Origin of the sequence: Erwinia sp. JUb26, from assembly GCF_003751505.1 — a bacterium.
Lineage (GTDB): Bacteria > Pseudomonadota > Gammaproteobacteria > Enterobacterales > Enterobacteriaceae > Erwinia.
This window is the reverse complement of record NZ_RJVB01000002.1, coordinates 143832-167830: the sequence shown is the minus strand read 5'-3', so window position 1 is coordinate 167830 and position 23999 is coordinate 143832. Positions and strand designations below refer to the sequence as shown.

General features: G+C 58.1%; 23 protein-coding genes. 19 read left to right on the top strand and 4 right to left on the bottom strand.

The features are described 5' to 3' along the window. The first annotated feature begins 84 nt into the window (after positions 1-84). From sdhE to creD, 5 genes are all read left to right on the top strand, one after another. Positions 85-351: an FAD assembly factor SdhE gene (gene sdhE, locus EC836_RS05880; RefSeq protein WP_105592339.1), complete on the top strand. Its 267-nt coding sequence runs from the start codon at positions 85-87 to the stop codon at positions 349-351. Continuing rightward, the gene (locus EC836_RS05875) at positions 332-745 is read left to right on the top strand and encodes a protein YgfX (RefSeq protein WP_123331086.1); all 414 of its coding nucleotides are present in this window, start codon (positions 332-334) and stop codon (positions 743-745) included. The genes sdhE and EC836_RS05875 overlap by 20 nt, the downstream gene beginning before the upstream one ends. Then, positions 738-1433, top strand: a complete 696-nt coding sequence (gene creB, locus EC836_RS05870; RefSeq protein WP_123331084.1) for a two-component system response regulator CreB — start codon at positions 738-740, stop codon at positions 1431-1433. Before EC836_RS05875 ends, creB begins: the two co-directional genes overlap by 8 nt. Continuing rightward, positions 1433-2857 carry a two-component system sensor histidine kinase CreC gene (creC, locus tag EC836_RS05865; protein ID WP_123331082.1) on the top strand — a complete coding sequence of 475 codons (1425 nt, stop codon included), beginning with the start codon at positions 1433-1435 and terminating at the stop codon, positions 2855-2857. The genes creB and creC overlap by 1 nt, the downstream gene beginning before the upstream one ends. 82 nt (positions 2858-2939) lie before the next feature. Further along, positions 2940-4313, top strand: coding sequence for a cell envelope integrity protein CreD (gene creD / locus EC836_RS05860; RefSeq protein ID WP_123331080.1), 1374 nt, complete (start codon positions 2940-2942; stop codon positions 4311-4313). A 46-nt stretch (positions 4314-4359) separates the two neighbouring features. Here creD and fldB read toward each other — a convergent pair whose 3' ends face one another. Next, entirely contained in the window at positions 4360-4878 is a 519-nt protein-coding gene (gene fldB, locus EC836_RS05855; RefSeq protein WP_123331078.1) for a flavodoxin FldB, read from the bottom strand. Positions 4879-4978: 100 nt separating this feature from the next. Between fldB and xerD the strand changes: the two genes are divergently transcribed. The 3 genes from xerD to recJ are packed head-to-tail and all read left to right on the top strand — an operon-like array spanning position 4979 to position 8342. Continuing rightward, the gene (gene xerD, locus EC836_RS05850; protein WP_123331076.1) at positions 4979-5872 is read left to right on the top strand and encodes a site-specific tyrosine recombinase XerD; all 894 of its coding nucleotides are present in this window, start codon (positions 4979-4981) and stop codon (positions 5870-5872) included. 44 nt (positions 5873-5916) lie between these two features. After that, positions 5917-6618 (top strand): bifunctional protein-disulfide isomerase/oxidoreductase DsbC, encoded by a 702-nt coding sequence (dsbC, locus tag EC836_RS05845; protein WP_123331074.1) that lies wholly within the window; start codon positions 5917-5919, stop codon positions 6616-6618. 2 nt (positions 6619-6620) lie between these two features. After that, on the top strand, positions 6621-8342 hold the full coding sequence (gene recJ / locus EC836_RS05840) for a single-stranded-DNA-specific exonuclease RecJ (RefSeq protein ID WP_123331072.1): 1722 nt from the start codon (positions 6621-6623) through the stop codon (positions 8340-8342). 242 nt (positions 8343-8584) lie between these two features. On the opposite strand, the gene EC836_RS05835 is transcribed toward recJ, so the two are convergent. Beyond that, the gene (locus tag EC836_RS05835) at positions 8585-9208 is read right to left on the bottom strand and encodes a LysE family translocator (protein WP_123331070.1); all 624 of its coding nucleotides are present in this window, start codon (positions 9206-9208) and stop codon (positions 8585-8587) included. A gap of 137 nt (positions 9209-9345) precedes the next feature. Between EC836_RS05835 and prfB the strand changes: the two genes are divergently transcribed. The 9 genes from prfB to EC836_RS05790 all read left to right on the top strand — a co-directional run bounded on the left by prfB (position 9346) and on the right by EC836_RS05790 (position 20693). Beyond that, a protein-coding gene (gene prfB, locus EC836_RS05830) for a peptide chain release factor 2 (protein WP_123331068.1) occupies positions 9346-10444 on the top strand; the annotation gives its coding sequence in 2 pieces (ribosomal slippage) (positions 9346-9420 and positions 9422-10444; 1098 coding nt in all). A gap of 9 nt (positions 10445-10453) precedes the next feature. Beyond that, a complete protein-coding gene (lysS, locus tag EC836_RS05825; protein ID WP_123331066.1) occupies positions 10454-11974 on the top strand; it encodes a lysine--tRNA ligase in 1521 nt (506 codons plus the stop codon). 155 nt (positions 11975-12129) lie between these two features. Then, positions 12130-12759 (top strand): response regulator transcription factor, encoded by a 630-nt coding sequence (locus tag EC836_RS05820; RefSeq protein ID WP_123331064.1) that lies wholly within the window; start codon positions 12130-12132, stop codon positions 12757-12759. After that, positions 12759-14297 carry an MASE1 domain-containing protein gene (locus EC836_RS05815; RefSeq protein WP_123331062.1) on the top strand — a complete coding sequence of 513 codons (1539 nt, stop codon included), beginning with the start codon at positions 12759-12761 and terminating at the stop codon, positions 14295-14297. The genes EC836_RS05820 and EC836_RS05815 overlap by 1 nt, the downstream gene beginning before the upstream one ends. 90 nt (positions 14298-14387) lie before the next feature. Further along, the gene (gene uhpC, locus EC836_RS05810) at positions 14388-15695 is read left to right on the top strand and encodes an MFS transporter family glucose-6-phosphate receptor UhpC (protein WP_123331060.1); all 1308 of its coding nucleotides are present in this window, start codon (positions 14388-14390) and stop codon (positions 15693-15695) included. Positions 15696-15735: 40 nt separating this feature from the next. After that, positions 15736-16767 (top strand): ABC transporter substrate-binding protein, encoded by a 1032-nt coding sequence (locus EC836_RS05805; RefSeq protein WP_123331058.1) that lies wholly within the window; start codon positions 15736-15738, stop codon positions 16765-16767. A gap of 63 nt (positions 16768-16830) precedes the next feature. Next, complete coding sequence (locus EC836_RS05800; RefSeq protein ID WP_123331048.1) at positions 16831-18900, top strand: iron ABC transporter permease; 2070 nt, start codon at positions 16831-16833, stop codon at positions 18898-18900. 11 nt (positions 18901-18911) lie between these two features. Further along, positions 18912-19982: a ferric ABC transporter ATP-binding protein gene (gene fbpC / locus EC836_RS05795; protein ID WP_123331046.1), complete on the top strand. Its 1071-nt coding sequence runs from the start codon at positions 18912-18914 to the stop codon at positions 19980-19982. An 18-nt stretch (positions 19983-20000) separates the two neighbouring features. Continuing rightward, a complete protein-coding gene (locus EC836_RS05790) occupies positions 20001-20693 on the top strand; it encodes an amino acid racemase (RefSeq protein ID WP_123331044.1) in 693 nt (230 codons plus the stop codon). Between the two features lie 20 nt (positions 20694-20713). On the opposite strand, the gene EC836_RS05785 is transcribed toward EC836_RS05790, so the two are convergent. Next, positions 20714-21340 carry a serine protease gene (locus tag EC836_RS05785; protein ID WP_123331043.1) on the bottom strand — a complete coding sequence of 209 codons (627 nt, stop codon included), beginning with the start codon at positions 21338-21340 and terminating at the stop codon, positions 20714-20716. 145 nt (positions 21341-21485) lie between these two features. On the opposite strand from EC836_RS05785, the gene EC836_RS24575 reads away from it, so the two are divergent. Together EC836_RS24575 and EC836_RS05775 are read left to right on the top strand one after the other, a co-directional pair. Next, positions 21486-21698 carry a hypothetical protein gene (locus EC836_RS24575; protein ID WP_148050355.1) on the top strand — a complete coding sequence of 71 codons (213 nt, stop codon included), beginning with the start codon at positions 21486-21488 and terminating at the stop codon, positions 21696-21698. A 105-nt stretch (positions 21699-21803) separates the two neighbouring features. After that, positions 21804-22967 (top strand): MFS transporter, encoded by a 1164-nt coding sequence (locus EC836_RS05775; protein ID WP_123331039.1) that lies wholly within the window; start codon positions 21804-21806, stop codon positions 22965-22967. Here the strand turns inward: EC836_RS05775 and EC836_RS05770 are convergent. After that, a complete protein-coding gene (locus EC836_RS05770; protein ID WP_123331037.1) occupies positions 22964-23884 on the bottom strand; it encodes a LysR family transcriptional regulator in 921 nt (306 codons plus the stop codon). The two genes, EC836_RS05775 and EC836_RS05770, sit on opposite strands and share 4 nt — an antisense overlap. Between the last annotated feature and the right edge of the window lie 115 nt (positions 23885-23999).

Sequence of the window (23999 nt, the reverse complement as noted above, 5' to 3'; positions counted from 1 at the left end):
TCGCAAGCTATAAATTGCTGCATCAACAGCGGGGAAAAAAAGGGTTACACTGGATCCCTGTTTGATTAACTGACGCTGAGTAACATGGATATTACCAATAAATCACGCATTCACTGGGCATGCCGTCGCGGCATGCGGGAACTCGACATCTCGATCATGCCGTTTTTTGAATACGAGTTTGATTCACTGAGCGACGGTGACAAAAAGGTGTTCGTTCGTCTGCTGGAGAGCGACGATCCTGACCTGTTTAACTGGCTGATGAACCATGGAGCGCCGGCCGATCCTGAGCTTCGGCGAATGGTGGCACTGATTCAGGAGAGAAATCAGCAACGTGGTCCTGTGGCGATGTGAACTGAGAGTTTCCTGGGCGGCACAGTGGCAGTCCCTGCTGATACACGGCGCGATTATTCTGCTGCTATTATTGATCCCCTGGCCTGGTAGCTATACCCTGGTTTGGATAGTGCTGTTGACGCTGGTGCTTATGGAAAGTATTCGCAGTCAGCGGCGGATACTGTCACGCATCGGACCCATTGAGCTGCTTTCCTCAAGACAGTTTCACTGGCGGCGGCAACGGTGGTCTCTCGTTGCAAAACCGTGGATAGGGCGCTGGGCGATTTTGCTATCGTTACGTTCTGCGGAAGGGAAGCGCGAGTGGCTGTGGCTCGGTATCGATAGCATGGAGAATGCTGAATGGCGCCTGCTAAGGCAGCAGTTGCTGATGCTGAAGGAACCGGGTAATGAGTAGTGCCACTGTATGGCTGGCTGAAGATGAAGCTGCAATTGCGGATACCTTGCTCTATGTACTTCAGCAGGAAGGTTTTACCCCGCGCTGGTTTTCCCGTGGATTGCCGCTGCTGGAGGCGCTGCAACAGCAGCCTCCTGACCTGGTGATCCTGGATGTTGGTCTGCCAGATATTAATGGCTTTGAGCTTTGCCGCCAGTTGCTGGCCAGGCAGCCTGATCTTCCGGTGTTGTTTCTGACCGCCAGGATCGAAGAGACCGACAGACTGCTGGGGTTAGAAATCGGTGCGGACGATTACGTGGCCAAGCCGTTTTCTCCGCGTGAAGTCTGCGCCAGGGTCCGCACGCTGCTTAAGCGCTTGCAAAAGCAGCAGCGTATTGCCCAGTCCGGGCAGCGCACCGTTGGGCATTTTATGCTTGATGAACCAGCGGCCCGCATTACCTGGCACCAGTGTCCGCTGGTGCTTACGCGCTATGAATTTCTGCTGTTGAAAACGCTGCTGACCGCACCCGGTCGGGTTTTTTCACGCCAGCAGTTGATGGATCGGGTGTGGCTGGGGGCAGAGGAGAGCATGGAACGCACCGTCGATACCCACATTAAAACGCTGCGAGCCAAACTGCGCGACATCAACCCAAATGAAGCGGTTTTAATGACCCATCGTGGCCTGGGCTACAGCCTGGTGGCTGGCTGATGAAAATCGGTATGCGCCTGCTGCTGGGTTACTTTCTGATTGTGGCAATTGCGGCCTGGTTTGTGCTGAATATTTTTCTGCAGGAAGTTAAACCCGGCGTTCGGCGGGCAACCGAAGGCATGCTGGTGGATACCGCCACGCTGCTGGCCCAGTTCGCCCGTACCGATATTTTGAGCGGGGATCCGCAGCATGGTCAACTGGCGCAGGCTTTTTCGCAGTTGGCGAACTATCGGGTGGCGGCCAACATCAGCGGAATCAGCAAAAACCGCAATGAGTATCGCGTTTATCTGACCGATGCGAAAGGAAGGGTGGTGTTTGATTCCGCCGGTGTGGCTCTCGGGCAGGACTACTCGCAATGGAATGATGTCTGGCTGACCCTTCGCGGGCGCTATGGTGCTCGCAGCAGCCAAAGCGACCCTGAAAATGAAAACAGTACGGTGATGTATGTCGCTGCGCCGGTAAGGGAAGGCGAGCGGTTGATTGGCGTGCTCAGCGTGGGCAAAGCCAACAGTACGATGGAACCGGTGATACACCGCAGCGAACACCGCATTCTGTGGGCGGGGGCCGCACTGTTAGGCATTGCCCTGTTGATTGGTCTGGCTTTTGTTCTGTGGATTAACCGCTCGGTGGGCAGGCTGGTACGCTATGCCGATTCCGTCACCGCTGGCGAACAGCCGCCGCTGCCCGCGATGAACAGCAGCGAGCTGCGTAAGCTGGCACAGGCACTGGAGAGTATGCGGCTGAAGCTGGAAGGCAAGCGCTATATTGAGCATTACGCCCATGCCTTAACCCACGAGTTGAAAAGCCCGCTGGCGGCCATTCGGGGGGCAGCGGAAATCATTCAGGAGCTGCCACCGCCTGAGGTTACCCGGCAATTTTCCGCCAATATTCTTCAGCAAAATGCGCGCATGCAGCGGCTGATTGATAATCTTCTGCGCCAGGCCCGGCTGGAAAACCGCCCTGAGATTTCACGCCAGCCCATCGATCTGCTGCCGTTAATGAACGCATTGCGTGACAGCCGAGTCGTGCAGTCACAGGGTAAAAATGTGCATCTTGAAACCGAAAGCCTGAATGGTATGCAGGTTTTCGCCGACCGGCTGCTGCTGGAGCAGGCGCTGGCAAATCTGCTGGATAATGCCCTGGATTTCACGCCGCCGGGGGGCACGGTGGTGCTGCGGGCGGAGAGCCGGGACAGTACGGTGACGATGCAGATTATTGACAGCGGCAGTGGCATCCCGGCGTACGCGGAGCCGTATATCTTCGATCGCTTTTATTCTCTGCCGCGCAGCAACGGTGAGAAAAGCAGCGGGCTGGGACTGGCGTTTGTTCTTGAGGTGGCCCGTCTGCACCAGGGCAGCGTAACGCTGCTGAATTTAGCCGGAGGCGGCGTTTGTGCCAGCCTGACGCTAAAAAAACAGCGCTGACTTCACCTTCCCTTCACACAACTTCATTCTCTCCCCATACGACAGGCCTATCTTCTGCGTCATTCACTCAGGAGAAAATACCATGTTGAAATCTGCTTTATTCTGGAAGGTCATCACGCTGATCGGCTGCCTGCTGCTGTTACTGGTGCCGCTCAGCATGCTTAACTCACTTATTTCTGAGCGCGCCAGCTGGCGGGACAGCGTGGCGCAAACGCTCAGCCAAAGCACCAGCGGCCCGCAGCGCGTGCTGGGTCCGCTGATAGTCGTACCGTGGACGGAAACGCATAAGGTGATGAATGGCGATAAGGAAGTGCTGGTTGAGGAGAAGCATCACCGCTTTTATTTGCCGGAGCAGCTAAAGATTGGTGCGCAGCAGGTGGTGGAGTCGCGCAGCGTTGGTATCTATCAGGGGCAGCTGTGGCGCTCAGGGATTGCCGTCAGTGCCAGTTTCGACGGCGAACGCATTCGCGATCTGCTGAACAAACCGGGGATTGTAGTGGGCCAGCCCTGGCTGACCGTTGTGCTCGGCGATTCACGCGGAATAGCCAGCGTAACGCCGCTGCAAATTGAAGGTCAGGAGCTCGACTTCCAGCCCGGCAGTCAGTTTGGCCAGGACAGAGAGGGGCTGCATGCCGTGCTGCCGCAGTCGCTGCTGCAGAAGAAAAGCCTGGCGCTGAGTTTTTCAATGAAGCTGATGGGGACGAGGGAGCTGGAAGTGGTGCCGATCGGCAAAAACAGTGCCTTTGAACTGCAAAGTAACTGGCCGCATCCGGGGTTCACCGGCAGCTTCCTGCCGGAGAAACGCCATATTACATCGCAGGGTTTCACTGCCAGTTGGCAGAGTTCCTGGTTCGCAAATAATCTCAATTCCCTTTTTTCTGATGATGCTGAAGTCCGCAGCGCTACGCTGCCAGCTTTTAGTTCGATGGTGATTAACCCGGTCGACCAGTATCAGCAAACCGAACGGGCAGTGAAATATGCCATCCTGCTGATTGGTCTGACTTTTATGGCATTCTTCCTTTTCGAGACACTGACCGCACTGCGCGTACACCCGATGCAGTATCTGTTGGTTGGCCTGTCGCTGGTGATGTTCTTTCTGGTGCTGCTGGCGCTCTCTGAGCATATCGGCTTCAACCTTGCCTGGCTCAGTGCCAGCCTGACCTGCGCGGCGATAAACGGTTTCTATTTACAGGCGGTACTGCAAGGCTGGCGGCGTAGTCTGAGTTTTGTTGCCGGGCTGCTGGCTCTGGACGCGGTGTTGTGGCAGCTGCTGCAATCTGAGGATAGCGCGTTGTTGCTGGGGACCGGGGTGCTGACGATCGCGCTGGCGGCGGTAATGGTTCTGACCCGACATATTGACTGGTACGGGCTGTCGATGCCGACCGCGAAGAAAGCGGCGAAGCCCGCAGAGAAAGATGATAAAAAACCGGAAGACCGTTTCGGTCTGTGGAAGTAGCACGATAGCGGGCTGACCGGCACGGTGATTGGCCCGCAGATAAGCGTTAAAGCAGTTCGGCCATCTCCGTCAGGATTTGCTCGCACCACTGCGCAATACGGTCGTCTGTTTGGTCAAACTGATTCACATCATCCAGCGCCAGGCCAACAAACTGTTGGCCGTCGGCGGTCAGCGGTTTGTTGCTGGTAAACTCATAGCCTTCAATCGGCCAGCGACCAACAAACTGGACGCCGATTGGGGCCAGCACTTCATGGAGCATGCCGAGCGCATCAAGGAACCATTCGCTGTACTCACCCTGATCGCCCATGCCATATAGTGCGACGATTTTGCCGCGTAAATTCAGGTTCGGAAGATCGGTCCAGATCGCTTCCCAGTCTTCCTGCAGTTCACCGAAATCCCAGGTCGGGATCCCCAGGATGAGCAAATCATACTGCTCCATCAGGAGCGGCGAATCATCTTTCAGGTTATGCAACGTCACCAAATCTTCGCCGATAAAATCGCGAATTTTCTCGGCCGCCATTTCGGTGTAACAGGTGCTGGAGCCGTAAAACAGACCAATGTTCATGGAAGTAAAACTCATTTTTCTTCAGGCATGGCAGCGATAATACCAGATATGGGTAACAATGAGGCATAATCGCCGTAAACCCTGACCTGGAGGAAATAGCGTGCAGGACAGCGATCTGATTGAACAGTTTCTTGATGCCTTATGGATCGAGCGCAATCTGGCGAAAAATACCGTCATCTCCTATCGACTCGATCTGCGATCGATGACCGACTGGCTTGCCCATCAACAGCTGACGCTGCTGGATGCGGATGCCGTTAACCTGCAAAGCTTCCTCGCCGAAAGGCTGGAAGGAGGCTACAAGGCCAGCAGCTCGGCACGTCTGCTGAGCGCCATGCGCAGGCTATTCCAGTATCTTTATCGTGAAAAACTGCGCGCGGACGACCCGAGCGCGCTGTTGTCATCCCCTAAGCTGCCGCAGCGATTGCCGAAAGATCTCTCAGAGGCGCAGGTTGAGCGACTGCTGCAGGCTCCCGGTGAAGAACAGCCGATCGAACTGCGTGATAAAGCCATGCTGGAGCTGCTGTATGCCACCGGGCTGCGTGTCAGTGAGCTGGTTGGCCTGACGCTAAGCGACGTCAGCCTGCGGCAGGGCGTGGTGCGGGTGATTGGTAAAGGTAACAAGGAGCGGCTGGTGCCGATGGGCGAAGAGGCGATATACTGGATAGAGCGGTTTATTGAATATGGGCGTCCGTGGCTGCTGAACGGCCAGGCGCTGGATGTGCTTTTCCCCAGCAACCGCGCGCAGCATATGACCCGACAAACTTTCTGGCATCGCATCAAACATTACGCCACACTGGCGGATATCGACAGTGAAAAGCTGTCGCCGCACGTGCTGCGTCATGCTTTTGCGACCCACCTTCTGAACCACGGCGCGGATTTACGTGTCGTACAGATGTTACTGGGACACAGCGATCTTTCGACGACCCAGATTTATACGCACGTGGCGACAGAACGCCTGCGCCAGCTGCATCAGCAGCATCACCCGCGTGCTTAAGTGATTGAAAATATGGCCCTGTCAGGAGCCTATAAGGATATTAAATGAAGACCCGCCTGTTACTTTCTTTTCTGTTCGCGTCGATCGCTGGGCTGGCCCACGCTGACGATGCGGCAATCCAGCAGTCGCTGAATCGTCTTGGCCTGCAGCAAACCGAAATCCAGCCTTCTCCACTGCCGGGCTTTAAAACCGTTCTGTCGGAAAGCGGCGTGCTGTACGTCACCGAAGACGGTAAGCATTTTATGCAGGGTCCTCTGTATGACGTCAGCGGCGCGCAGCCGGTCAACGTCACCAATCAGCTGCTGGAAAAGAAAGTTGAAGCGCTGAGCCAGGACATGATTGTCTACAAGGCTCCGAAAGAGCAGCACGTTGTGACCGTATTTACCGATATCACCTGCGGCTATTGCCGCAAGCTGCACGAGCAGATGGCCGACTACAACGCGCTGGGCATTACCGTGCGCTATCTGGCTTTCCCGCGTGAAGGGATGAACGGCCAGGTGGCGAAAGAGATGAAATCCATCTGGTGTACCGCCGATCGTCGTAAATCGTTTGATGCCGCGATGAAGGGGGAAGAAGTTCAGCCAGCGGATTGCAAAGTGGATATCGGCCAGCAGTACAAGCTCGGCATCCTGTTCGGCATTCAGGGCACACCGGCCATTCTGTTGCAGAATGGCGCGATGATCCCAGGCTATCAGGGCCCGCAGGACATGAAGAAATTCCTCGACAGCCAGAAAAACGGTGGCTGATTTTGCACAAAGCTAAAACCGAACTCCGTCGCCGTCAGGCGGCGGATGCTGCTGCACTTCCTGCCGATTTAAACCCGTTACTGCGCCGTCTTTATGCCCAGCGCGGCGTAACAGACGCTGCCGCGCTGGAGCGCGGTGCTAAAAATCTGCATTCATTCCATTCGCTTAGCGGCATCGAGCGTGCTGTTGATATTTTACAACAGGCGTTGGCCGACGATCTGTGCATTATGATCGTCGGTGATTTTGATGCCGATGGCGCCACCAGCACTGCGCTGACGGTGCTGGCGCTGCGTGCCATGGGCGGGCGCAATATCAAATATCTGGTGCCGAACCGTTTTGATGATGGTTACGGCCTCAGCCCGGAAGTGGTCGAGCAGGCCGCCGCACGCGGTGCGCAGCTGATCGTTACCGTGGATAACGGTATTTCCTCCCACGCGGGCGTGGAGCTGGCGCATCAGAAGGGCATTCCGGTGGTCGTCACCGATCACCACCTGCCGGGCGAATCGCTGCCTGCGGCAGATGCCATCGTTAACCCCAATCTTAGCGACTGCGAGTTCCCTTCGCGGGCGCTGGCGGGCGTGGGTGTGGCTTTCTACCTGATGCTGGCACTGCGTGCGCGGCTACGCGACAGCGGCGTGACAGCGCTGCCGAATCTGGCCGAGTGGCTGGACCTGGTGGCACTGGGCACGGTTGCCGACGTGGTGCCGCTGGATGCTAATAACCGTATCCTGGTCTGGCAGGGGCTGAGCCGCATTCGCGCCGGTAAATGCCGCCCCGGTATCCGTGCGCTGCTGGAGATCGCCAATCGCGATGCGAGCAAGCTGGCGGCCAGCGACTTAGGTTTTGCGCTGGGACCACGGCTGAATGCTGCCGGGCGCCTTGATGATATGTCGGTCGGCGTTGCGCTGCTGCTAAGCGAAGATCTCGGCCAGGCGCGGATGCTGGCCGGAGAACTGGACGCACTGAATCAGACGCGAAAAGAGATCGAGCAGGGCATGCAGGCCGAAGCGCTGACGCTGTGCAACAGTCTGGAGCAGAACAGTGAAGAGCTGCCGCTGGGCATTGCCATGTATCACCCCGAATGGCATCAGGGCGTGGTCGGGATCCTCGCCTCGCGTCTGAAAGAGCGCTTCCATCGCCCGGTGATTGCCTTTGCCCCGGCGGGTGACGGCACGTTAAAAGGCTCCGGGCGTTCGATTACCGGGCTGCATATGCGCGATGTGCTTGAGCGGTTAGATACGCTGAATCCCGGACTGATTATCAAATTTGGCGGCCATGCGATGGCCGCGGGCCTGTCGCTGGAAGAAGCGAAGTTTGACGAATTCCGCCAGCGTTTTGCCGAGCTGGTTGCCGATCTGCTTGATGCGGAGTCATTACAGGGCGTGGTGTGGAGCGACGGTGAGCTGATGGCGCAGGAGCTGACGCTGCCAACTGCCGAGCTGCTGCGCGACGCAGGACCGTGGGGCCAGGCGTTCCCGGAGCCCACGTTTGACGGCAAGTTTAAGCTGCTGCAGCAGAAGCTGGTGGGCGAGCGTCATTTGAAGATGATGCTGGAACCAATGGGCGGCGGTCCGCTGCTGGACGGTATCGCGTTTAATATTGATACCGCGCTGTGGCCGGATCCCAGCGTGCGGCACGTTGAGCTGGCCTATAAGCTGGATGTGAATGAGTTTCGCGGCAATCGTAATGTGCAGTTGATTGTCGATCATCTTTGGGCGTTATAGTGGGGCTGGGGTGGTTCGTCCGCGGCTGTGTTGGTTAAGTCGCCGCAGGGGGGGAAGTCGCGATAGTGCTCGCGTTTGGCTTATCGGTGTCGGTCAGGTTCGCGGCGATCCGGCGTTCTGCCCCCTGACGGTCGCCGGTACACCGAGCCTGAAGCAACAACGATGCTGCAATGGGCATGCCCCGCAGCGTTCTCCGGGCACCGGTCCCGAAGCAACAGGAACCAGCCCCCTGCAAAGCACCTTTATCCCGGACGATGACTCACCGCCAGCTTCGCGGCAAACAGTAAAAACACCGCTCCGGTGGTGCGATCCAGCCACTTCACCACCTTCTCGCGCTGCAAAATCCCAGAAAGCCTGCGCGTAGAACCAATCAACAGGGCGGACCACAGCGTCCCAATCACTACGTGGATCATCACCAGCCCGAAGGTCCACAGCACCAGAGACTGCCCGGTGGGTATAAACTGCGGCAGAAACGATACGTAGAAAATTCCCACTTTCGGATTCAGCAAATTGCCAAAGAAACCGCGCATAAACCAGTTCTGCGTACCGCGGGAAATATCCGCTTCGCCCATTTTCTGCCGTGGCCGCAGTAGCATCTGTGCGCCCAGCCAGGCCAGATAGGCGGCCCCGCACCACTTCAGCAGATTGTAAGCCAGTTCGGAAACGGCAAGCAGTGCCCCCAGACCAAACGCCAGCATCGTCGCCCAGGCCAGGCAGCCCGCGTTAATCCCCATCTGCGCCTGAATCGCTTTGCGCGTACCTTCCACGGTGGAAGTGCGCAGTATCAGCGCGGTATCCAGCCCGGGGGTCAGGGTTAACAGCGTGGCGGCGAAGGTAAATGCCATCAGGGCATCGGTAACGGTCATTGCTTTCTCCATTTCAATCCGGTGAGGGGGTAATGCTCTGTCAAAACGTGTTCAATGCTACAAACCGCGCGCTATTTCAGTTAAACTGCTTTGTTACATTCACGTCCTTTTCGATCACCTAAAAAGATTCTAAAACCATGTTTGAAATTAATCCGGTAAAGAACCGAATTCAGGATCTCACTGAGCGCAGCGGCGTTCTTCGGGGGTATCTTTGACTATGATGCCAAGAAAGAGCGTCTTGAAGAAGTAAATGCTGAACTTGAACAGCCTGATGTCTGGAATGAACCTGAACGCGCCCAGGCGCTGGGTAAAGAACGTTCCTCATTAGAAGCCATTGTTCAAACCCTCGACCAGATGTCGCAGGGGCTGGAAGACGTTTCCGGCCTGCTGGAACTGGCGGTAGAAGCCGAAGACGAAGATACCTTCAACGAAGCGGTTGCCGAGCTGGATGGCTTAGATAAGAAGCTGGCCGAGCTGGAATTCCGCCGCATGTTCTCCGGCGAGTACGACAGCGCCGACTGCTACATGGATATCCAGGCCGGTTCCGGCGGTACGGAAGCGCAGGACTGGGCCAGCATGCTGCTGCGTATGTATCTGCGCTGGGCAGAAGCCAAGGGCTTCAAAACCGAAATCATCGAAGAGTCCGATGGTGAAGTGGCCGGTACCAAATCCGCCACCATCAAAATTATCGGCGACTACGCTTACGGCTGGTTACGTACTGAAACCGGCGTTCATCGCCTGGTGCGTAAAAGCCCGTTTGACTCCGGCGGCCGTCGCCACACTTCGTTCAGCTCGGTCTTTATCTACCCGGAAGTTGAAGACGATATCGATATCGAAATCAACCCGGCCGACCTGCGCATTGACGTTTACCGCGCCTCCGGTGCCGGTGGTCAGCACGTCAACAAAACCGAGTCGGCGGTGCGTATTACCCACTTACCGACCAACATTGTCGTGCAGTGCCAGAACGACCGTTCTCAGCATAAGAACAAAGATCAGGCATTCAAACAGCTGCGAGCCAAGCTGTATGAATACGAGATGCAGAAGAAAAATGCTGACAAGCAGGCGGCGGAAGACAACAAGTCTGACATCGGCTGGGGCAGTCAAATCCGTTCTTACGTACTGGATGATTCACGCATTAAAGATCTGCGCACCAGCGTAGAAACGCGGAACACGCAGGCGGTTCTGGACGGCGATCTGGATCGTTTTATCGAAGCAAGTTTGAAAGCAGGGTTATAAGGAACTCACATGTCTGAACAACAACCGCAGGCCGCTGATGCCGCACTTGAGCTTAATAACGAACTGAAAGCGCGTCGCGAAAAGCTTAGCGCGCTGCGTGAAACCGGCGTGGCGTTCCCGAACGACTTCCGCCGCGATCGCACCTCGGACACGCTTCACGCCGAGTTTGACGACAAGGAAAACGAAGAGCTGGAAGCGCTGGGCATCGAGGTCAGCGTTGCTGGCCGTATGATGACCCGCCGCATCATGGGTAAAGCCTCTTTCCTGACGCTGCAGGACGTCGGTGGCCGCATTCAGCTGTACGTCTCTCGTGACGATCTGGCTGAAGGCATCTACAACGAACAGTTCAAAAAGTGGGATCTCGGCGATATCGTCGGTGCCCGCGGTAAGTTGTTCAAGACCAAGACCGGCGAACTGTCGATCCACTGTAGCGAACTGCGCCTGCTGACTAAAGCCCTGCGCCCGCTGCCGGACAAGTTCCATGGCCTGGCCGATCAGGAAACCCGCTATCGTCAGCGCTACCTCGATCTGATCAGCAACGATGACTCCCGTAACACCTTCATCGTGCGTTCTAAAATCATGGCGGGCATCCGCAGCTTCATGGTTAACCGCGACTTTATGGAAGTGGAAACTCCGATGATGCAGGTGATCCCAGGCGGCGCATCTGCCCGTCCGTTCATCACCCATCACAATGCGCTGGACATCGATATGTACCTGCGTATTGCGCCAGAGCTGTACCTGAAGCGTCTGGTAGTGGGCGGCTTCGATCGCGTCTTCGAGATCAACCGTAACTTCCGTAACGAAGGTATTTCGCCGCGCCATAACCCAGAGTTCACCATGATGGAACTCTATATGGCCTACGCGGACTACAAAGATCTGATCGAACTGACCGAAAGCCTGTTCCGCACCCTGGCACAGGATATTCTGGGCAACACCGTCGTACCTTACGGTGAGCAGGAGTTCGACTTCGGTAAGCCGTTTGAAAAACTGACGATGAGAGAAGCGATTCTGAAATATCGTCCGGAAACCAATCTGGCCGATCTCGACGACTTCGATAAGTCGGTGGCGATTGCGCAGTCCATCGGCATCAAAGTTGAGAAGAGCTGGGGTCTGGGCCGTCTGGTCACCGAGATCTTCGAAGAAACCGCCGAAGCGCACCTGATCCAGCCGACCTTCATCACCGAATATCCGGCTGAAGTGTCGCCGCTGGCGCGCCGCAACGACGAGAACCCGGAAATCACCGACCGCTTCGAATTCTTTATCGGCGGGCGTGAAATCGGTAACGGCTTCTCCGAGCTGAACGATGCGGAAGACCAGGCAGAGCGTTTCCTGCAGCAGGTTAACGCCAAAGACGCCGGTGATGACGAAGCGATGTTCTACGACGAAGACTACGTCACCGCGCTGGAGCACGGCCTGCCGCCGACGGCCGGTCTGGGTATCGGTATCGACCGTATGGTGATGCTGTTTACCAACAGCCACACCATCCGCGATGTGATCCTGTTCCCGGCTCTGCGTCCGGGCAGCAAGTAAGTATTATTGCCCTGTTCAACGGCCAGCATTTGCTGGCCGTTTTTATTTCCCCCGCCGCTTAAACTGTTAACTGCACGACACTTTCCCCGCTCGCATTTGCTCAACGCCCCGTTCGGTGGGCATCATGCACAAAATTTTCAGCAGGTTTATCCATCATGATTAACGTAGCCCTGATCGACGACCACATCGTGGTGCGCTCCGGCTTTGCTCAGCTTCTCTCCCTGGAAGGCGATATTCAGGTGACCGGCCAGTTTGCTTCCGCCGCCGAGGCCTGGCCGCATCTGCTGCGCGAGCCTTTCGACGTAGCGGTGCTGGATATTGCCATGCCGGATGAGAGCGGGCTGAGTCTGCTGACCCGGCTGCGCCAGCAGCGTCCGGGCTTCCGGGCGATTATCCTCAGCATTTATGACACCAGCGCCTTTGTGCAAAGCGCGGTGGATGCCGGGGCCAGCGGCTATCTGACCAAACGCTGTGGGCCGGAGGAGCTGGTGCAGGCCGTGCGATCCGTCAGCGTCGGCGGGCTTTACCTGTGTGCCGACGCGCTGCGTGCGCTGCGCCAGACCCGGCCCGTACCCAAAGAGCTGACCTCGCTGACGCCGAGAGAAAAGCAGGTATTCGATCTGCTGATCAACGGCATCAGCGTCAAGGCCATTGCCGACCAGTTGGCGCTCAGCCATAAAACCGTCCACGTCCATCGCGCCAACGTGCTGGGCAAACTGAACTGCCAGACCACCGTCGAGCTGGTGCATTTTGCCCTTCAGCATCAGCTGCTGAGCCATACCTGATGCCGCAGGCGCGCCATATTGTTTTATCGCTGATGCTGGCGCTGTTTTTCGCCCTCGGCTGGCTGGCACTGTGGACCATTGGTCTGTGGCTGAGCCAGAACGGCCAGCAGGCGGTGCTGCTGCTGCCTGCCGGATTGCATCTGGCGCTGATGATCCTGCTGCCGAAGCGCTACTGGGCGGCACTGCTGCTGGTGGAAGCGATTCTGATTAGCTGGCTACAGCTGGAGCAGCTAATCGTGCGCCCGGTGATGCTGCTTTCGCCGCTGCTGAGCGTGCTGCCCGCCTGGATCTGTCAGTTTCAGTGGCACCGCTACACGCTTTACTGGCAGCGGCTGATCCTGCTGCTGGCGGCGGTCACCCTGAACACACTTCTGCAGGGCGCGATTGTCGGTCCCTGGCTGCAGGAAGCGATCACCCAGACGCTGCTGGCCAGCTTTACCGGCGGCGTGCTGCTTACACCGTTTATCTACCTGATTTATGAATACCTTAAACAGCAGCATCTCAGCGACATGCTGGCGCAGCGCATGCCCGATCCGCCGCTGCGCACCTCGCTGCTGATCTGGTGTTCGGTGATTTTCGCCATCGGCGTCTGCGTGCAGGTGTCGATCGCGCCGGAAATGGAGCGCCTGCTGCTGATCTTTGTCTTCCTGCCCAACGTGGTGATGGCCTACCGCTTTGGCTGGCAGGGCGGGGTGCTGTCGGCGATCGTCGGCAGCGTGCTGATTACCCTCACCAGGCAGGCCAGCGGCGCGTTTCACGATCTGCGCGAGCTGGAACTGTTTCTCTCCACCCAGGCGCTGCTCGGCATCGGGCTGGGGATTGCCGTCAGCCGTCAGCAGCAGTTGGCCCAGCATCTACAGCGCTATCGCCAGCAGCTGGAGAAAGAGCTGCAGGCCCGGCACCGGCTGATGGCGCAGCTGGTGGACACCGAAGAGCAGGTGCGTAAAGTTATCGCCCGCGAACTGCACGATGAGATCGGCCAGAACATTACCGCCATTCAGATCCAGGCAATGCTGGTGGCCCGCGGCAGCGACGCGCCTGCGGCCAGGCAGGCGGCGGGGCAGATTAGCGACCTGTCACGGAGAATTCATCACACCACCCGCCAGCTGCTGCGGCAGATCCGCCCGCCGGTGCTGGACGAAATGGCGCTGGATAAAGCGCTACAGCATCTGGCCGCCGAATTCTCCTTCGCCGATCGCGGCATTGATTTCCAGCTCCATTACCGGCTCAGCGCCTCTCCCACGGATGAAACCCTGATCTTCACGCTCTATCGCGTGGTGCAGGAGCTGTTGAACAATATCAGCAAGCATGCGGGCGCGCGGCAGGTGGTGGTGACGCTGGACGAACAGCCTGGCCTGCTGACGCTGAGCGTCAGTGACGACGGCATTGGCATTACCGAGCCCATCGGCGGCGGTTTCGGCCTGCGCGGAATTGAGGAGCGGGTGCGGGCGCTCGGCGGTGACTGGCAGCTGTTGCCGCCGCCGGGAACCTGCATAACTGTTAACTTGCCCACAAAATCGCGCGAAACTGCGCCCTGACCAGGAATAATTCCTGGTTCATTCCAACTTTGTCTCATGCCCCGGCGTAATGCCTTCCCTATATTAGCCCGTGATGACCCGGAGGTTTACATGGCAGCCATCACCCTGACGCCAGAGCAGATTAGCCAGCGCTACCGTTACTGGCGACCGCGACTGCTGTTCACCATGGTGATCGGCTATGCCGCGTTTTATCTGACGCGGCGCAGCATCAGCCAGGTGATGCCGGTGATGCAGCTGGAACTGGGGCTGGATAAAGCCGACATCGGCCTGCTGGGCACGCTGTTTTATCTGGTCTACGGCGCGTCGAAATTTCTGTCCGGCACGATCAGTGACCGTACCCCCGCGCAGTGGTTTATGGGCGGCGGGCTGATCGCTACCGGCGTGCTGAATATCGTGTTCACCTTTTGCGGCTCGTGGAGTGCGCTGCTGGTGGTGTGGACGCTTAACGGTTTTTTCCAGGGCTGGGGCTGGCCGCCGTGTGCCAAATTGCTCACCCACTGGTACTCGCGCAACGAGCGCGGCTTCTGGTGGGGCTGTTGGAACACCTCGATCAACCTGGGTGGCGCGCTGGTGCCGCTGCTGTCGGGCTGGCTGGCGATGCGCTGGGGCTGGCAGGCGGCACTGCTGCTGCCGGGGATGATGGGCATTCTGATCGGCATCTGGCTTTGCTGGCGGCTGTGCGATACGCCCGCCGCGCAGGGGCTGCCGACGGTGGGGGAATGGCGGCGCGATCCGCTGGAGCTGTGGCAGCAGGAGCATAGCCCGGCAATGGCGATGCGCGATATTTTCCGCCAGCAGATTCTGGCTAATCGCACCATCTGGCTGCTGGGCGTGTCGTACGTGCTGGTGTACCTGATCCGCATCGCGCTGAACGACTGGGGCAATTTATGGCTGACCGAGGCCCACGGCATCAACCTGCTGAGCGCCAACACCACGCTGACGCTGTTTGAGCTGGGCGGGGTGATCGGGGCGCTGTTTGCCGGATGGGGATCGGATCTGCTGTTTCGCGGCCAGCGCGCCCCGATGATTTTGCTGTTTGCCTTTGGCCTGTTCCTCAGCATGGCGGCGCTGTGGCTGGCGCCGGTGCATCACCGGGCGCTGCTGTCGGTGTGCTTCTTCAGCCTGGGATTTTTTGTTTTTGGCCCGCAGATGCTGATTGGCCTGGCCGCGGTGGAATACAGCCACAAGGCCGCGCCGGGAACCGTCACCGGATTCCTCGGCCTGTTTGCCTATCTGGGTGCCGCGCTGGCGGGCTGGCCGCTGGCGCAGGTGATGCAGCATTACGGCTGGTCGGGTTTTTTCGCCCTGCTGACCGCTGCCGCAGGCTGTATTGGCATCCTGCTGATGCCGCTGCTGATTGCCGGCCTGAACCGGCAGAGATTTAAACAGGCTCCGTAACCGACGGGGTCTGCCGACCCTCGACGATAAGGATAACCTGATGAAACGTTTAGCCCTCTCTACCCTGATCGCTGCCGGGCTGGCAGTGAGCGCGATGTCCGGCGCGGCCCAGGCCAAAGGCCGCCTGGTGATCTACTGCAGCGCCACCAACGCCATGTGCGAAACCGAAGCAAAAGCCTTTGGTGAGAAATACGATGTGAAAACCAGCTTTATCCGCAACGGCTCCGGCAGCACGCTGGCGAAGGTCGATGCCGAGAAGAATAACCCGCAGGCGGATGTCTGGTACGGCGGCACGCTCGATCCTCAGTCTCAGGCCGGTGAAATGGGGCTGCTGGAGGCCTATAAATCTCCGGTGCTGGATCAGATCATGCCGCAGTTCCGCGATCCGGCCAAAGTGAAGGGCAACTACTCTTCGGCGATCTACATCGGTATTCTCGGTTTTGGCGTGAACACCGATCGCCTGAAGCAGAAAAACCTGCCGGAGCCGAAATGCTGGAAGGATCTGACCAACCCGATCTACAAGGGTGAAATCCAGATCGCCGATCCGCAAAGTTCCGGCACCGCCTATACCGCACTGGCTACCTTTACCCAGCTTTGGGGCGAAGATCAGGCCTTCGACTATCTGAAAAAGCTTAACGCGAACGTTTCCCAGTACACCAAATCCGGTATTGCCCCGGCACGTAACGCCGCCCGTGGTGAAACCGCGATCGGCATCGGCTTCCTGCACGACTACTCGCTGGAAAAAGACAAGGGCGCGCCGCTGACCCTGATTTCACCGTGTGAAGGCTCAGGCTATGAAGTCGGCGGCGTCAGCATCCTGAAGAAAGCGCGCAATATCGACAACGCCCGTCTGTTCGTGGACTGGGCGCTGTCGAAAGAAGCGCAGGAGCTGGCGTGGAAGCAGGGGCAGTCTTACCAGATCCTGACCAACACCACCGCAGAAACCTCACCAAACTCGCTCAAGCTGGATGACTTGAAGCTGATCGACTACGACATGGATAAATACGGCGCCACGGAGATGCGTAAGCATCTGATCAACAAGTGGGTTAACGACGTGAAGATGGGGCAGTAATTCTTAACTTTGGCGCGGCCTGCCGCCGCGCTATCGCTTTCGCTTCAACCTCCGGGGAACACTATGAGTGATGCCACTGCTCTGCACCTGCCGCAGGGACGGGATACTGTTTTTATCTGGCTGATGATACTGGTAGCGGGCTACCTGCTGCTGCCGGTCTTCAGCCTCGACTACGGCCTGCTGGAATCCACGTCTGACGAAATTTTCGCGGCCTACGGCTGGTCCGGTGCCAATATCAGCCAGGCGTGGCTGCTGCTGCCGCTGGTTTTGCTGCTGCGGCCGGTTCGCGGCACGGCTTCACGCGGGCGGCACCGTTTCGACGCCGCATGGGCACTGGGCTGTGCGGTCTTTATGGTGGTCAGCGCCGCCTGGCTGGAGCGCGGCCTGGGCTACGGTACCATCGTCATCTTCTGCGCGCTGGGCGGGGTGATGACCGTCGCGCTGTCGCGGCTGGAATGGCTGGGCGGTGACCGCTTTGTTTTAGGCTCGCTGATCGCCATCGTCGCGCTGATTAGCCTGTTTATCATCTGGCCGAGCCTGGCGATCTTCAAACCGATGATCACCGCCGATGACGGCACCTTTGCGCCGCTGCAGTTTATGGCCGTGCTGGGGCAAAAGCATATTCTGCAGGTGATCTGGAATTCCTTCCTGCTGAGTGCGGCGGTCGGCATTGGCTGTACCTTCTTTGGCATGGTGCTGGCGATCTACACCACGCGTATCGCCAAACGTTCGGCGCTGCTGGGGCGGGTGTTCTCGATCCTGCCGATTGTCACGCCGCCGTTCGTTGTAGGTCTGGGCGTTACCCTGATGATGGGCCGCTCCGGCTACGTCACGGAATTTATGGTCAACTATCTCGGCCTGACCAATACCAACTGGCTCTACGGCTTTACCGGCATCTGGCTGGCGCAGGTACTGGCCTTTACTCCGATGTCATTTATGATCCTCGACGGCGCGATCAAAACGCTGCACCCGTCGCTGGAAGAGGCCTCTTACACGCTGCGCGCCAGCAGACTGCAAACCTTCCGCCGCGTCTTCCTGCCTCTGCTGAAACCGGCGCTGGCCAACTCGTTCCTGATTGTTATCGTCCAGTCGCTGGCGGACTTCAGTAATCCGCTGGTGCTGGGCGGCAACTTTGACGTGCTGGCCACGCAGATCTACTTCTACATTACCGGCGCGCAGCTGGACTACACCTCGGCCAGTACGCTGGGCGTGATCCTGCTGCTGTTCTCGCTGCTGGTGTTCTGCGTGCAGTATCTGTGGATCGGTAAACGCTCCTACGTCACCATCTCGGGCAAATCCTCGCGCGGCGACGTGCAGCCGCTGCCGGTGTCGCTGGTGTGGTCGGTGACGGCAATGCTGTGGGTATGGATCGCCTTTAACGTGCTGCTGTACGGCAGCATCTTCTTCGGCAGCTTTACCGTGAACTGGGGCGTTGATTACACCCTGACGCTGGATAACTTCAGCAAGCTGTTCGGCCAGGGATTCAGTGACGGTGCATGGCCATCGCTGCTCGACACCCTGCTGTACGCCGGGATCGCCGCACCGATTACCGCAATTTTCGGCCTGCTGATTGCCTACGTCGTGGTTCGCCAGCAGTTCCGCGGTAAGAAGGTGATCGAGTTTTCCACCATGCTGTGCTTTGCCGTTCCGGGCACCGTGGCGGGCGTTTCCTACATCCTCGCCTTTAACGGCGCGCCGGTTTATCTGACCGGGACCGCGGCGATTGTGATTATCTCCATGGTGATGCGTAACGTGCCGGTGGGGATCCGTGCCGGGATCGCCGGGCTGGGCCAGCTGGACAAATCGCTGGATGAAGCCTCGCTCAGCCTGCGTGCCGGATCGCTGCGCACCGTGCTGTATATCATTCTGCCGCTGCTGCGCCCGGCGATCCTCTCGGCGCTGATCTACAGCTTCGTCCGTGCGATCACCACCGTCAGCGCCATTATCTTCCTCGTTACGCCAGATACCCGCGTGGCCACCTCCTACATCCTTAACCGCGTTGAGGACGGAGAGTACGGCATGGCGATCGCCTATGGTTCGGTGCTGATCGTGGTGATGCTGGCAATTATCTTTATTTTCGATGCGCTGGTGGGTGAAGCGCGCGTGGCCCGCTCGCGGGCGAAAACCCGTTAATTAAGGTGCATATGAATACTAACTTCGCACAACCCCAGGAAAAGAAAAGCTTTGTAGAACTGCGAAATGTGGCCAAACGCTTCGGCAGCAACTCGGTGATTGAGAACCTCAGCCTGGCGATCCCGAAAGGTGAGATGGTAACGCTGCTCGGGCCTTCGGGCTGCGGCAAAACCACCGTGCTGAGAATGGTCGCCGGGCTGGAAAAACCCAGCGATGGGCAGATTTTCATCGACGGGGAAGACGTAACCCATCGTTCGATCCAGCACCGCGATATCTGCATGGTGTTCCAGTCCTACGCCCTGTTCCCGCATATGTCGCTGGGGGAGAACATTGGCTACGGGCTGAAGATGCTGGGCAAACCGAAAGGTGAGATCCGCGACCGCGTCGAAGAGGCGCTGGAGCTGGTGGATCTGGCCGGATTCGCCGATCGCTACGTCGATCAGATCTCCGGCGGGCAGCAGCAGCGCGTGGCGCTAGCCCGTGCGCTGATCCTCAAGCCGAAGGTGCTGCTGTTCGATGAACCGCTGAGCAACCTGGATGCCAACCTGCGCCGCAGCATGCGCGAGAAGATCCGCGAGCTGCAGCAGCAGTTCAATATCACCTCGCTGTACGTAACCCACGATCAGAGCGAAGCCTTCGCTGTTTCCGACACCGTACTGGTGATGAACAAGGGGCAGATTATGCAGATCGGCGAACCGCAGCGGCTCTACCGCTTCCCGGCTTCGCGCTTTATGGCCAGCTTTATGGGTGATGCCAATATCTTCGAGGCGCAGATCGGCGACAGTCGCGTGGAGATCTTTGGCTACGCTATCCCGCGCCCGGAAGGGTTTGCGCCGGGCCTGCAGCACTGTACGGTCGGCGTGCGTCCGGAAGCGATCACCCTCGGATTAAAGGGCGATGCCAGCCAGCGCTGCACGATTAAAAAAGTCGCCTATATGGGGCCGCAGTACGAGGTGCTGCTGGAGTGGCAGGGGCAGCAACTGCTGTTGCAGGTTAACGCCACCGAACTTCAGCCTTCACCGGGCGACGAGTTCTATCTCCAGATCCATCCGTTTGGTATGTTTGTGTTACAGGATGAATAACGCGGACTGAGGAACGAAATGAAAACACTGGGACTGATCGGCGGCATGAGCTGGGAATCCACGCTGCCGTACTACCGGGCGATCAACGAAGGGATCAAGCGGGAGCTTGGCGGACTGCACTCGGCGAAGCTGGTGCTGTGGAGCGTGGACTTCCACGAGATAGAAGCCTGCCAGGCCAGCGGCGACTGGGAGAAAGCCGGGCAGATGCTGGCGGATGCCGCAGTAGCGCTGAAGCGGGCAGGGGCCGAAGGGATCGTGCTCTGTACCAACACCATGCATAAAGTGGCGCAGCCGATTATTGACCAGAGCGGCCTGCCGTTCCTGCATATCGCCGATGGCACCGCGGCGGCGATTAAGCGGGCGGGCATGTCGCAGGTCGCGCTGCTGGGAACGCGCTACACCATGGAGCAGGATTTTTATCGCGGACCGATGCTGGCGCAGCACGGCATTACCACGCTGGTTCCCGATGAAGCCGATCGTCAGCAGATTAACCGCATCATCTTCGATGAGCTGTGCCAGGGGCGGTTTACCGCCGAGTCTAAATCGCGCTATCTGGCGATTATCGACGGCCTGGTGGCGCGAGGCGCAGAGGGCGTGATTTTCGGCTGTACGGAAATCGGGCTGCTGCTGAACGCCAGCGACTGCCCGGTCCCGGTGTTTGACACCACCGCCATCCATGCGGAGGCGGCGGTAGAGTTTATGCTGCGGTGAGCTCCTGACTGACTGACGGATCAGGACTTCACTGCATCATTCAGCCAGTCTTTAAAGCGAGCGTAGGGAACATACAGCGAGACATCGCGGTAGCGCGGCTTGCCGGTTTTCAAATCGTTAACGCTGTCGGTATAGCCAACGATCACCCCACCAATCGAATCGTCGGAGGCGTTATACACCGCGCCGCCCGACATTCCCTGCACCACCCCGGCGTTGGTGGCGACCACCACGCAGGGTTTTTTATTCCATTCGTTGACCAGCCCGGTATTAATCAGATTGACCCCGCTGGAGGCCATCGGCATGGCGGAGATAAAGCTGTAGCCGTACATATTCACTTTGTCGCCGATCTTACCATTGCGGAAACGGGGTTCCTGTTTCAGCCCCTCATTCTTGTGATAAATCACCGCCAGATCGCACTCCGGGTGCCAGGATTTCACCTCGTAAAGCGAGAGCTTGGCGACGTGAGCCGCCGTCAGGCTGTAGTTCGCCGTCAGCGGAATGGTGGTTCCCAGAGCCCCGGCCCCCAGGATCGTAGGGATGCCGGTTACCGTCATATCGACCCGTTTTTCAGCTTCACTGCTGTACTGATACTTCCCTACTGAACACCCGCCCAGACAGGCGGCTAGCAGGCAAATAACCACTCTCATCGATATTCCCCAATGATTAGTTGAAAAGATAGCCGGTGAAGTAAGCGTTTCTGCATAACGCCTTCGGCTATCCACAGCAGTAATTTCATATTGTTAACGATCTCAATAAGCCTAACGACAACGGGGAAGATCGCAATGAAATGGTATGGAATTTCCAAAAACCAGGAGTTTTCCGCAGGAAAAAACATTAGCTGGTGTTATGTGTTTGTTTGCTGTGGGTGATTATTTCGCCATGTCATTCATATTCGGCGTTTTTTTCGCCCGTGGTGGAAATCGCTTTTTGACGTTAATTATTGCTAATTTGGCAACACACCCTTGCCTGCGACGTGCTGTAAGCGATTCCCCGCCTGTGTTTTAATGTCGTTCTGTGACCTTCGTCGCGTATCGCGTAAAAAATATTCACCTGACGATAATGGCTCTCCACGTAGAGGGCTGAGTTCTGACAATCCTGGGAGTGTGTGAAATGCCTGTTTCATTACTGGCACTGGCGCTGAGCGCCTTTGCTATCGGTACCACCGAGTTCGTGATTATGGGGCTGTTGCCGGAGGTCGCGCGCGATCTGCAGGTATCGATCCCGTCTGCGGGCTGGCTGATCAGCGGCTATGCGCTGGGCGTGGCGATTGGTGCACCGATTATGGCGCTGCTGACGGCGAAGCTGCCGCGTAAACGTACGCTGATTCTGCTGATGGTGATTTTCATTATCGGCAATATTCTCTGCGCGCTGGCCTACAGCTATAACCTGCTGATGCTGGCCCGCGTGGTGACTGCTCTGTGTCACGGTGCCTTCTTCGGTATCGGTGCCGTGGTGGCGGCAAGCCTGGTCGCACCGGGCAAACAGGCGTCCGCCGTGGCGCTGATGTTTACCGGTCTGACCCTGGCCAACGTGCTTGGCGTACCGCTGGGCACCTGGTTCGGTCAGCTGTTCGGCTGGCGTGCCACGTTCTGGGGCGTGTCGGTGATTGGCGTGCTGGCGTTTATCGGCCTGATTGTCAGCCTGCCGACCAACCGCGATGAAAAACCGGTGGATCTGGCCAGCGAATTCAGTGCGCTGAGCAGCGGCAAGCTGTGGTTGTCGCTGCTGATGACGGTGTTCTTCGCCGCCGCCATGTTTGCGCTGTTCAGCTATATCGCGCCGCTGCTGCTGGAAGTGACCGGGATTACCGATCGCGGCGTCAGCTGGACGCTGTTCCTGATCGGTGCCGGTCTGACCGTGGGTAACACTCTGGGCGGCAAACTGGCGGACTGGCGGGTGTCGTTCAGCCTGATCCTCAGCTTCTCGCTAATTGCGGTGTTCTCACTGCTGTTCAGCTGGACCTCTCACGCGCTGTGGCTGGCGGAAATCACTCTGTTCCTGTGGGCGATGGCGACCTTTGCCACCGTACCTGCGCTGCAGATTAACGTGGTTCGCCACGGTAAAGATGCACCGAACCTGGTGTCCACGCTGAATATTTCGGCGTTTAACGTCGGTAACGCGCTCGGTGCCTGGGTGGGCGGAGCTGTCATCGGCGGCGGCTACGGCCTGACGGCGGTTCCGGTTTCTGCGGCGGTGCTGGCGGCAATCGGCCTGATTATCTGCCTGATCACCTTCCGTGGTTCCCGTGCGCAGGGTCAGCCGGTCAGCGCTTAATTCAGCTGCCGTTCCAGGCGCTGGCTGAACAGGCCGATATGCTGCTGCAGATGCTGGCTGAAGGCATCAACCAGCGCCGATGCGGGCCGGTGGCGCGGCCTGATTAAACTGACGGTGAACGGCACGTCCACGCTGAAGCGCCGCATCACCACTCCGCTGTCGGCGTAGTCCAGCGCCGTCAGCGGATTCACAATCGATACGCCCACGCCCGCTCTGACCATCGCACACACCGACGCCGCGCTGTGCGTTTCCATCACCATCCTTCGCTGTACCCCCTGTTCGCTAAACAGATTATCCAGCAGCTGGCGATAGCTGTCGGTGCGCGACAGGCTGATGTAATTCTCACCGGAAAAATCCTGCGGCGTCAGGCAGTCGCGGCGGGCCAGCGGGTGATCCTGCGGCAGTACGCAGACTTCATTCTGCGTAAACAGCGCGCTGCGTTCGGTCCCGGCGGGCGCATGGCTGGTTTCGGTCAGACCCAAATCATAGCGCTGGGCCGATAGCCACTCCTCCAGCAGCGGAGACTCCTGCGGGATGATATTCAGGCTCACTTCCGGGTACTGCTGCATAAACGGCTGACACAGCAGCGGCAGCAGTGACTGGGAGAAAACCGGCAGGCAGGCGATGGAAAGCTCGCCCTGACGAAACTGCCGCAGCCCCTCGGCGGCGCTGATAATTCTGTCCAGTCCGTACCACGATCGCTGCACCTCCTCGAACAGCCGCAGGCCCTGAACCGTGGGCTGCAGGCGTCCGCGCACCCGTTCAAACAGCTGTAATCCAATCAGTTTTTCAAAGCGCGCCAGCTCACGGCTGACGGTCGGCTGTGAGGTGTGCAGCATTGCTGCCGCTTCGGTGAGATTACCGGAGGTGATCACGGCATGGAATATCTCAATGTGGCGCAGGGAGACTCCGGCCATCGCTCTCTCCACGGAAATTCAGTTCAGTAAATCCATATCATGAATGAATAGACTGCGATAAAACAGATATTTTTATCCCGAAAAGAGATGTGGCGTAATAGAACCCTAACTTTAT